Source organism: Alkalihalobacillus alcalophilus ATCC 27647 = CGMCC 1.3604, assembly GCF_000292245.2.
Taxonomy (GTDB): Bacteria; Bacillota; Bacilli; order Bacillales; family Bacillaceae_D; genus Alkalihalobacillus; species Alkalihalobacillus alcalophilus.
This window is the reverse complement of the sequence record NZ_ALPT02000114.1, coordinates 1-10,500: the sequence shown is the minus strand read 5'-3', so window position 1 is coordinate 10,500 and position 10,500 is coordinate 1. Positions and strand designations below refer to the sequence as shown.

The window sequence follows — 10,500 nt, the reverse complement described above, 5'->3', positions numbered from 1 at the left end:
AATGACTTTGAAAAAAACCACAGTTTCGATTGCGTTAACAGCTTTGATGGCAGCATCTCTTTCAGGTTGTGGTGTGGATGACAACCAAGTAGTGGGAACCGATGCCACGAATACAGATATAAGAGCAAACAATATGCAAAGCAATGGACCAGCGATTGATCATCGTTATGATGGCACGGCTATTGGACGAGATCGAGCGGGGGAAGGGATAACCGATCTATATGGAAGGTTGTATACACCACTTGGACAAACGGACTATGAAGAAAGTGCTCGAGTTAGTTATGAGCTAAACAAGGAGCGGATGAATGTTCATAATCAAACTCAACGAAGCAGAACAAGAGCGAATAAGAATAAGACTAACCGTGGCGCCTATCAGTGAACGAAATAGTGATACCACATAGATGAGTTGGAAGACTCTTTCAGGGGATGAACGGTGAATCAATACATGCAAGAAAAGCATTAATATATGCTGAAAGTGCGAATAGATTCTGGACACAACTTTACCTAATTTTAAAATATTTATGGATGATCCTGTTACACAAGATAAATTAAGAAAACTATTTAGCATTAGAAAAAATAAGATGATGACGTGTAATAGTATGTGTAAAAGAATCTAAACAAAAAAGAGGTAGGGTACCCTCCAGTTAGTTATCCGCTATCAACTGAAAGGAGATGCCTTACCTATGAGTACTAGTGTCAGAGTGAAAAACCAGAAGAACGGCTTCTTGCAAAGGCAACTAGTCACTAGTAAGGTATTTATACGTTTTTAGAATATAGTATCGTTACAAACATTTTCTTTCATATATAAAGGGGATACCGGAAAATTATTTCTTTCTATTATGTAAATGAAAAAAGTATATATTATTTTTCTAATAAAAAGTGATGATGGAGGTGACAAAATGAACATAACTGTAAACGAGATAATCATTGAATTTGAAAATAAGTTAAACTGAAAGTTATTAAAAGAAGAAATTGCTTAATTAAAAGAAATAGTTGAAAAGCATCAATTTTACAGAGCCTCAGCTTAAATATTACTCCTTATAAACTTCATTCTTCGCTAAATACGGAATCAGATTCAGATTCTCGCGATACCCACGACAGACGTGTAAGGATAGGGAATCCAACACTGAACCAATGCTGTTATACAGATAGAGAGGAGTGTGCTTCGTAACCGAGGGATACTCTGGGAAATACGATTTTGTCTAGAGGCAGCATAGTCGATTACATAACATAACCGATATTAAGACCATAATGAGTACCTTGTTTTCTCCAGTAATTCCTTCAAATGTTGCTTGGATATGAAGGCCTTTTTTAAGGAGGAGCGCGTATACTTCAGCAAATGCCTTCTTAATATAACCAACTTGATAAGAATCTTTTCCGATAACTGTTACGATAACGGCTATAGCATTTCGATCAAAGGGATTGGTTGGTTCATGTTGAAGAGTGATTTTAATTCGACGGGGATTATAATGTTGTAGATGGTTGAGGGCGGTTTGACGGTTACCGAAACTGACATTAACTTTTGTATAGAAGACCTGTTTAATCATATTCCAGGCTACTTTCATAGCTTTACTGCGGTTATATTTACTGCTCTCAATGAGATAGGCTGTGATGGTCATTACCTTGCGTCTGATATTTCTTAATTCCTCGGTTGTATATTTTCTTTTGCGATTTTCCATATTGAGTCCCACCAATAGAGATTTGTCCTGATCGGCTCAGGACCACTGTTACTGGAAGTTAATTAGATGGAGTGGTTATATTTGTAGGAGGAAAGTGTTCAATTCTTTTAGTGTTATGCTTTCTTTTTACATAAGATAAGACTGTGTGTTTACATGGGGTCTTGGTTGGCCTTGGTATTCGATATAGCTGCAGCAGGCTTGGATCTTTTCTTTCTATAGTTATATTATACCTAACGTTTGTTCTTTTTACAACACATTTTGTTAACTGTAGTTAACAAAATGTGTTATTTATTTGTCATATAGATATCTTTGGATTACAATAAGAACGAGAAGTCATATAAATTGGAGGTTACTAGAATGTTAACGAATAATTTGCAATTAATTATGGCGCAAAAGAAGATTAAAACTGTTACGCATTTAAGTGAAATTACAGGAATAAGCAGAGGGATATTAAGTAAATTGTGGCATGAGGAACAAATTGAGACAATGAAACTAGAAACATTGATTAGAATCTGCGACAGCCTAGATATAAAACTTTCAGAGTTAGTTGAATATGAGCCAGTGGAGCAAGTTAATGGGGATAGTTAGTTAGCTTCGTGGAATTGCTAGAAAAGAAATGAAGAAGTTGTGTTTGTGACACAGAGAGAATCTTTTGTTGGCCTAACCACATAGCAGCCGGAGCTTCCATTCAGTCAAGGGCGACCGTTAGGGAGGGCGTAGCCTTTACCCTTTACTGGATGGAAGCGGAGGCTAGACTATGTGTGGCCAATAAAAGGATCCTATCCAATTTATGTTTTTACGAGATAGAAGAAGATGTACGCTGAAATTAGGAGATGAGTTTCTTTTTTATTGGAATTTCAACAGATGAATTGTTTGCACACCAGAAGTTGAAACACAGGAATATCACCCTGAACTACAAAATAAGGTCGTAAGGTGTTGCGGCTGCATCGCTTTAGAACGTGAGCTTCAGAAGAGCATAACGTTTAGAGCATAGTGATTTAGAAACAACATTAAAAGAATAAGCACATCTAGTTAAGGAATTACGTGAAGAAGATGAAAATAAAACAATTGAGATATTCAATAATATAAGTTCTAAGATAATTTGTTTTGTTTGATATAATGCAAATAGAGAATTTTTATTGATGAAAGTAAGGTGAGGGGTTTGGAGCTAAAAAACCATAAAAGTTTTGTTGCTTTAATGAATGAAATTGATACAAAAAAACATGAGCAACGTGATAGAGGAACACTATTTGAGTTACTGGTTGCTGTCTATTTAAAAAAGGAACCAATGTATTCCCGTTTGTTTGATAAAGTATGGAAGTTGAGTGAAGTTCCTAGCGATTATAATATACCTAAAAAGGATACGGGTGTCGATTTAGTAGCTAGAAAACGTGAAACTGGTGAGTTAATTGCAGTACAGTGTAAGTTCTACTCTAAAGGTACGACAATTCGAAAAGAACATATTGATTCGTTTCTAAATGAAGTAGGTAAACAATATTATGCTGAAGGAATTATTGTCACATCAACTGATAAGTGGAGTAATAATGCTGATGATGCCCTGAAGTTCCGTGATAAGCCAATTGTTCGTATTGCTTTATCTGACTTGCAAGAAAGTAAAATTGATTGGTCTTCTTATTCTTTTAATAATCCAGATAAAGTAAAACTTCAAGATAAAAAGACTCCACGTCCACATCAAATTCCTGCTATTGATGCAGTAGTGAAAGGATTTAAATCTGTAGACCGTGGAAAGTTAATTATGGCTCCTGGTACTGGAAAAACCTATACATCAATGGCTATTGCTGAAAAATTGGCAGATGAGAAGAAGGGTATATTTCGTGTACTTTATTTGGTTCCAAGTATTCAGTTGTTATCCCAGACTTTACGTGGTTGGACGGCAGATACAAAGTTCGATATGGATTCAATTGCAGTATGTTCAGATAGAAAAGTAACTAAGGCCAATGGCGATAATGAGTTAGAGGATATTGCTTCTGCTGATTTAGGTTATCCTGCAACAACAGATAATAAAAAGCTTTTAGATTATCAAGTACAAATTGAGAATAGTGTTTTGGCGGGGGATTTTTTAACCGTATTTTCAACTTATCAATCTATTGATGTTATTATTGAAGCTCAAAAGAATGGCTTCTATGAATTTGATTTAGTTATTTGTGATGAGGCTCATCGTACAACGGGTGCAACTGAAAGCGGAAAGGAAGCAAGTGCTTTTACAAAGGTTCACAGTGATAAGAACATAAAAACGGCAAAGCGATTATATCAAACGGCAACGCCTCGTGTATATGGGGAAGATGCCAAACAAAAAGCAGACGAGATGTCTGTTGTTATTGCTGATATGAATGATTCAGAAATATATGGAGAAGAACTTTACCGAATCGGTTTTGGTGAAGCTATTCGCAAAGGTATTTTAACAGACTATAAAGTAATGGTTCTTGCCGTAGATGAAGAAGTGGTTGCTCGTAGGTTTCAACAAATGTTAGCTCGTAATGATGAATTAGAATTTGACGATGTAACAAAAATTATCGGTTGCTGGAATGGTCTTGTGAAACGAAAAAGTAACTCTGATGAAACACTTGGAGACCCAATGAAACGTGCGATTGCATTTACTGGAACCATTAGAGAATCAAAACTAATCGCTAACATGTTTTCAGAAGTTGTAGAAACTTATATTAACGAAAGCGGCAATAATTCAAACGCATTTCGAGTAGAGGTTGATCATGCGGATGGCTCTATGAATGCACTTGAAAAGAACAAAAAGATTTCATGGTTAAAATCTGATGTACCTGATCATACATGTCGTATTTTGTCTAATGTTAGATTCTTAACAGAGGGCGTGGATGTTCCTGATTTAGATGCTGTCATGTTTTTAAAACCCCGTAAATCAAAAATTGATATTGCCCAGGCAGTAGGACGTGTAATGCGTAAAGCAGACGGAAAAGATTACGGATATGTAATTTTACCTATTGGAATTCCGGCTGGTGTAGATCCAAATACAGTATTAGATAAAAATGAAAAATATCGTGTTGTTTGGGAAGTCTTAAATGCTTTACGATCATTAGATGAGCGTTTTGACGCAACCATTAACAAGCTAGAACTAAACAAAAACAAACCTAACCAACTCCAGGTTATTGGCGTTGGAGACGCACCTGGAGAAGGTTCTTTGACCCAAATACATGGAAGTGAACAAATACCGCTTGTGTTTGAAGAGGAATGGTCTGAACTTGAACATGCCATATACGGAAAAATTGTAAAAAAAGTTGGAAATGTTCGCTACTGGGAAGATTGGTCAAAGGATGTTGCAGACATTGCACAGCAGCATATAATGCGTATTCGTGTAATGCTAGAGGATACGGACAGTAATACGTTCAGAGAATTTCAAAAATTTGTCTCAGGGCTACGTCATAATATTAACGGAGCTATTTCAGACCAGCAAGCAGTTGAAATGTTGGCACAACATTTAATTACAAGACCGGTATTTGAAGCGTTGTTTAGTTCATATAGTTTTATAAATAATAACCCAGTGTCACGAGCTATGGACGCCGTCTTGAAGGTTATGGAAGAAAGTGGTCTTGTGAAAGAACAAAAGCGCTTAGAAGGATTCTACGAGAGTGTGCGTGTGCGTGCTGATGGAATTGATAACCTTAAAGCAAAGCAGGAAATTATCATTCAGCTTTATGACAAATTCTTTAAGGTAGGATTCAACGAGACAACCGAACGCTTAGGAATTGTATTTACACCAGTAGAAGTCGTAGATTTCATAATTCGTTCCGTAGACGAAGTATTAAGAAAACACTTTGGCAAGTCTATTAGTGATGAAGGTGTTCATGTGCTCGATCCATTCACTGGTACAGGGACGTTTATCGTACGATTATTACAGAGTGGCTTAATCTCTAAAGAAGATTTATTGCGCAAATATACGCAAGAGCTTCACGCGAATGAAATAGTACTCTTAAGTTATTACATCGCAGCAATTAATATTGAAGAAACATATCACTCGATTATGGGTGGTAATTATATCCCTTTTGAAGGGATTGTTTTAACTGATACTTTTCAATCTACTGAAAAAGAAAATTCATTTGAGGGTGAATTGTTTGAAGAAAATAATGATCGTTTAGAGAAGCAACGCAAAGAGCCAATTTTTGCAATTGTTGGAAACCCCCCATATTCTTCAAAACAAAGAAGTAATAACGATAATCTGCAAAATATTAAGTACCCAAAACTAGATAAAGAGATAGAAAAAACGTATGTTTCACATTCAACGGCCATAAATAAGCAGCTTTTATATGATTCTTACTCTCGAGCTTTTAGATGGTCCTCGGATAGAATTGGTGAAAATGGTATTATAGCTTTTGTAAGTAATGGTTCTTTTATAGATGGTGTAGCTGCAGATGGCATACGTTATTCATTGTTTAAAGAGATGAATGATATTTATATAGTTAATTTGAGAGGGAACACGAGAACATCAGGGGAAACTGTTAGAAAAGAAGGCGGAAAAATATTCGGTTTGGGTTCCAGAACTACAGTTGCTATAGTAATTATGGTTAAAGATAGTAGTAAGACTTCTCATAATATTCATTATAAACAAGTAGATGATTACTTAACTCGAGATCAAAAATTGGAAACATTAAATTCATGGAAAACAATTTCTAACATAAATTTTGCTTCAATTGTCCCCAATGAATATAGTGATTGGATTAATCAACGAATTGATAAAGAGAATGTAGTGGAAATTGGTAATAAGAAAGATAAGGATAAAACTACGGTATTTACGACTTATTCAAGAGGTATAGCTACTGGACGCGATTCTTGGTCATACAATTTTTCAAGCGATAATTTAGTTCAAAACATAAATAGGATGATTGATAATTATAATGAAGGTATGGTAAAGGGGATGACTAAAGAGCAATTAACATCACCAACCAGAATAAAGTGGACTAGAGGACTAATTTCAAACTTTAATAATAAGAAGAAATTGGAGTATGTGAAAGGAAGAATATATAATAGTCTTTATCGTCCATTCACCAAAAAAAATCTCTACTTTGAAAACTCATTATTAGATATGCAATACCTGATGCCTAAGATTTTCCCCAACCCTGATTCTAATAACAAAGTAATTATGATGCCGGGAAAAGCGGGTACGAAAGAGTTTTCTTGTCTGGTTACAGATACAGTTTCAGACTTGAATTTATTCTCTGGTGGCGCACAAGGATTTCCATATCTCGTCTATAACGAAAGTAAAGATTCACTTTTTGAAACTAAAAATCCGTCTGCAATTAGTCAAAACTATATAGAAACTTGGAAAGATAAGTATGGCGTAGAGCTTTCAAATGAGGATGTGTTTGCTTATATATACGGGATTCTGCATTCTAAAGAATATATTGCATCTAATAATAATGAATTGCAAAAGGGATTACCAACGATACCCTATTTAGCTAATTATAGCAAATTTACAGAAATTGGATCTATGCTGATTGATCTCCATCTTAATTATGAATCAGTTACACCATATAGTGATGTTAAGATTAGTTATACACCTAATCCTTCATATAATGTAACAAAAATGAAACATCCAAAAAGAAATGTACTTGATACTATCATATATAATAATGACATAACAATTTCAAGAATCCCCGAAAGAGCATATGAATATGTGGTAAATGGTCGCTCTGCAATTGAATGGATTATTGATCAATACCAAGTTAAAACAGATAAAAATTCAGGAATCATAGATGATCCAAATGATTACGCAGATGACGAAAAGTATATTTTAAATTTATTGCTTCGTATAATTAATGTGTCTGTACAAACAGTTGATTTAGTGAATAGTTTACCACCTTTGGAAATTGAAGTATAAAAAGTGATAACGGTGTACAGTTACTTTTTGTAAAACGTTAAATTACGCTCATAACATGGAGCGTAATTTTTGTTTAGAGTAAATAGGAGTAACTTCTCTGGCAGTAGGAAGGGGGAAAATATGGTTATGAACGTTAGGAATATATTGTTAAGGCAGTGGACTTGATCTATAATAATTATAGGTCTGTGAATAATGGAGTTAAGAAATGTTTATAAAAGACGGTCTAAATGTACTGATACCTCCAAAAATAAATAGGAATACAATGTATTATTTGATTAGTGAAATCGTTGATGAAAAATTGAATGTTAAAGATGACCCTGTAAACTTTATTTTCCATGACTTGGATTTTATAGAACCTGTTGGGGTAACAATATTAAGTAACTTACTTGAATGGCTGAAGTGTAAGGATATAGAATTTAGGTTATCATATTCATCGTGCCTGAATAGAATAGGGAATAAAGATAATCCTATAAAGTATTTGGACGATTCCGGTTTTTTTAAGAAGTATTGTGGGAGCTCGTTTGATCCTACTTCGGAAGTTCGAGAAACAACTATTGAGTTGGAGCATATTGCATTTACTGATGTTAATTCTTGGTTGGATGACAAATTTATTCCATGGCTTTCGAATGCTATTAATTTAGAGCAAGAGTATCTAGTTGATGTAAGTGAATGTTTATTGGAGATTTTTAACAACATTAAGGAACACGCAAAGGCACAAATTGGGTGTGTTTTTGCTCAGCACTTCCCAAAAAATAATGAAGTCATTATTTCTGTATCTGATTTTGGTGTTGGAATACCTAATACTGTTAGAACTGTATGTCCGGGAATTGATGACGATGAAGCTCTATTGAAATCTGTTCAAAAGGGATTTACATCTAAGAAGGATAAAAGTGGGGGAGCGGGACTTGATATATTGCTACAAAACGTTTTAGAAAATAATCAAGGTGAAGTGTATATACACTTAAACTGTGGTATACTTAGTTGTAGTAGTAATAAAAGTAATGTTGCTTTTATTGCTAAGGGTTTTTATCCTGGTACTTTGTTTGAGATTGTATTTAAAACGAATCTATTCTCAAATAGTAAAGGTGAAGAGGAGGAATTTGTATGGTAACTGTACTAAGAGTATTAGATTATGTGAACAGTTGTTATACGGAAAAGGATGGAGAAGTCATCTTTAATTTAGTTAAACCGTTTTTAGATAGAGGAGAAACTGTTGTACTATCCTTTTCGGGCGTATCTTTAATCCCTTCCGCTTTTGTTAATGCTGCCTTTATTCAACTGTTACGCTATTTTGAGTTTGATTATATACGTTCTAAATTACGTTTTGTGGATTCGAATAACCAAATAAATAAAATGATAAAGTTGCGTTTTGATACAGAGGTAAGTTTTAAAAAAAGATTATTGAATGTATAAGCCTTAAGATGCTAAACAGTAGCATCTTTTTTTATTGTAGTGAAAATGGATGACTGTTAAAATAATAGTTATTACTGGAAACAAGAGGGAAAAACCATGCAAATGTTTGATAAGAATGAAAAAAAATTAATCTCAAGACTTATTATTTTATTAGTAACATTAATTATAATTTGGTGTTTGTTGATTTTACTCGGAAAAAATATTTCTACTGAGTTTAACGTTGAACAGTTCATTGAAGAACAATTAGTTAATCAGGACGATCCTAATGCACAACAAAGTAACACCAAAGACGTAATATCTGAAATAATAACTACAACTGATCATGCTATGAAGTATATTTATTATATTATCGTTGCAGCCGCCATTTTTTTCTCTATAGTTGTAATAGTAATAGCGTTTTATCAATTTAACAGTAGCCGCCAATTGAAGGAAAGTCTTCAGGAAATATATACACAAAAAATTGAACATTCTGTGCACAACGCCAGAACAGAAATAGAACAAAAGGTTAAAATTGAGGTTTTAAAACTGGCTGAAGAACGCGTTGATAAATTAATTGAAAACACAAATAATATTGCAGTAACAGCAAATGCTCAATCAATATTACTGAAAGCAGAAAACCAAAAAAAGGCACAAGAATATGAGAAGGCATCCTTAACCTTTAAACAGGGTATAGAAGTTATTAAACAAAGTGGAATGGAAAAAGAATTTGACTTACTAGATGTATTTATGGATGCTGCAAGCTGCTACTCAGCTATAGAGGATTATATTAATGCAGAAAGATATTATAAAGAAGCGCTAAACCATGAAGATACAGAAAAAAAATACAAAGTATATTATGAACTTGCACATATTCATTTACAAAAAGAAAACAGGTCATTGGATTTTGCGCTAGATTATGTTAATAAGGCAATTTTAAATAATAACTTTCATAGACAAAGCTGGTTTCTTAAATATAATATTTTGAGTGAAATGAAAAATTGGGCATTTCGTGAAAATGATTCTTTACTAGAAGAGTTATTTTCCGCTTATAAAATTGCATTCAAACTAAATAAATTTACAACTTACATTGATACACTAACCCTAATCAAACAAGGTTCATATAAAACCCATGTACATTCTAATGAAGATTTAGATAAATTTATTATTGAAAATGGTTTAGAAACAAAGGAAGAGCTTAAAAAGCTTCTAAGTGGACAGATCGGTGACATTTTTGACAATGACGAATTTAAGATTTGATCATAAATTGACCACCATCCAAATAACCAAAAGCCTGATATATGGGCTTTTGGTTATTTTCATTTTATTCAATCTTTTAAAAGATAAGAAATACAATTCTTAAGTGATAATGACTGAGATCATTTAATAAAGGCTATTTACCAAATAAAACTTTGATAAAGGAGGAGCAACAAATGGGGAACATAATCCTGTGTTACTCCTAATTTAGGTTAAAGATGTTACCTTTCTAAATAAAAGAAGTCTATTATGAAGCGAGTTTAATAAGCATTTATTAACTGATGTTAAACATGTTACAAAGCAGTATTT

7 protein-coding genes are annotated in these 10,500 nt (G+C 33.7%); 6 read left to right on the top strand and 1 reads right to left on the bottom strand.

Annotated elements, in window-relative coordinates; genetic code table 11:
• The coding region (locus tag BALCAV_RS22475) for a hypothetical protein (RefSeq protein WP_040324268.1) at positions 1 to 379 on the top strand (379 nt) is incomplete at its 5' end.
• Between the two features lie 823 nt (positions 380 to 1,202).
• Here BALCAV_RS22475 and BALCAV_RS21350 read toward each other — a convergent pair.
• Positions 1,203 to 1,679 carry an HIRAN domain-containing protein gene (locus BALCAV_RS21350; protein ID WP_003321589.1) on the bottom strand — a complete coding sequence of 159 codons (477 nt, stop codon included), beginning with the start codon at positions 1,677 to 1,679 and terminating at the stop codon, positions 1,203 to 1,205.
• A gap of 357 nt (positions 1,680 to 2,036) precedes the next feature.
• Between BALCAV_RS21350 and BALCAV_RS19485 the strand changes: the two genes are divergently transcribed.
• The 5 genes from BALCAV_RS19485 to BALCAV_RS19465 all read left to right on the top strand — a co-directional run bounded on the left by BALCAV_RS19485 (position 2,037) and on the right by BALCAV_RS19465 (position 10,194).
• Positions 2,037 to 2,267: a helix-turn-helix domain-containing protein gene (locus BALCAV_RS19485; RefSeq protein WP_003321590.1), complete on the top strand. Its 231-nt coding sequence runs from the start codon at positions 2,037 to 2,039 to the stop codon at positions 2,265 to 2,267.
• Positions 2,268 to 2,841: 574 nt separating this feature from the next.
• Entirely contained in the window at positions 2,842 to 7,545 is a 4,704-nt protein-coding gene (locus tag BALCAV_RS19480; protein ID WP_003321591.1) for a DEAD/DEAH box helicase, read from the top strand.
• A 205-nt stretch (positions 7,546 to 7,750) separates the two neighbouring features.
• Positions 7,751 to 8,656 (top strand): ATP-binding protein, encoded by a 906-nt coding sequence (locus tag BALCAV_RS19475; RefSeq protein WP_003321592.1) that lies wholly within the window; start codon positions 7,751 to 7,753, stop codon positions 8,654 to 8,656.
• Positions 8,650 to 8,958 carry an STAS-like domain-containing protein gene (locus BALCAV_RS19470; RefSeq protein WP_003321593.1) on the top strand — a complete coding sequence of 103 codons (309 nt, stop codon included), beginning with the start codon at positions 8,650 to 8,652 and terminating at the stop codon, positions 8,956 to 8,958. Before BALCAV_RS19475 ends, BALCAV_RS19470 begins: the two co-directional genes overlap by 7 nt.
• Before the next feature lie 96 nt (positions 8,959 to 9,054).
• The gene (locus BALCAV_RS19465; protein WP_003321594.1) at positions 9,055 to 10,194 is read left to right on the top strand and encodes a tetratricopeptide repeat protein; all 1,140 of its coding nucleotides are present in this window, start codon (positions 9,055 to 9,057) and stop codon (positions 10,192 to 10,194) included.
• The last annotated feature ends 306 nt before the right edge of the window (positions 10,195 to 10,500 follow it).

Coding starts and splice junctions, on each gene's coding strand:
- BALCAV_RS19465 (WP_003321594.1), top strand. CDS start 9,055: ATGCAAATGTTTGATAAGAATGAAAAAAAATTAATCTCAAGACTTATT.
- BALCAV_RS19475 (WP_003321592.1), top strand. CDS start 7,751: ATGTTTATAAAAGACGGTCTAAATGTACTGATACCTCCAAAAATAAAT.
- BALCAV_RS19485 (WP_003321590.1), top strand. CDS start 2,037: ATGTTAACGAATAATTTGCAATTAATTATGGCGCAAAAGAAGATTAAA.
- BALCAV_RS19470 (WP_003321593.1), top strand. CDS start 8,650: ATGGTAACTGTACTAAGAGTATTAGATTATGTGAACAGTTGTTATACG.
- BALCAV_RS21350 (WP_003321589.1), bottom strand. CDS start 1,679: ATGGAAAATCGCAAAAGAAAATATACAACCGAGGAATTAAGAAATATC.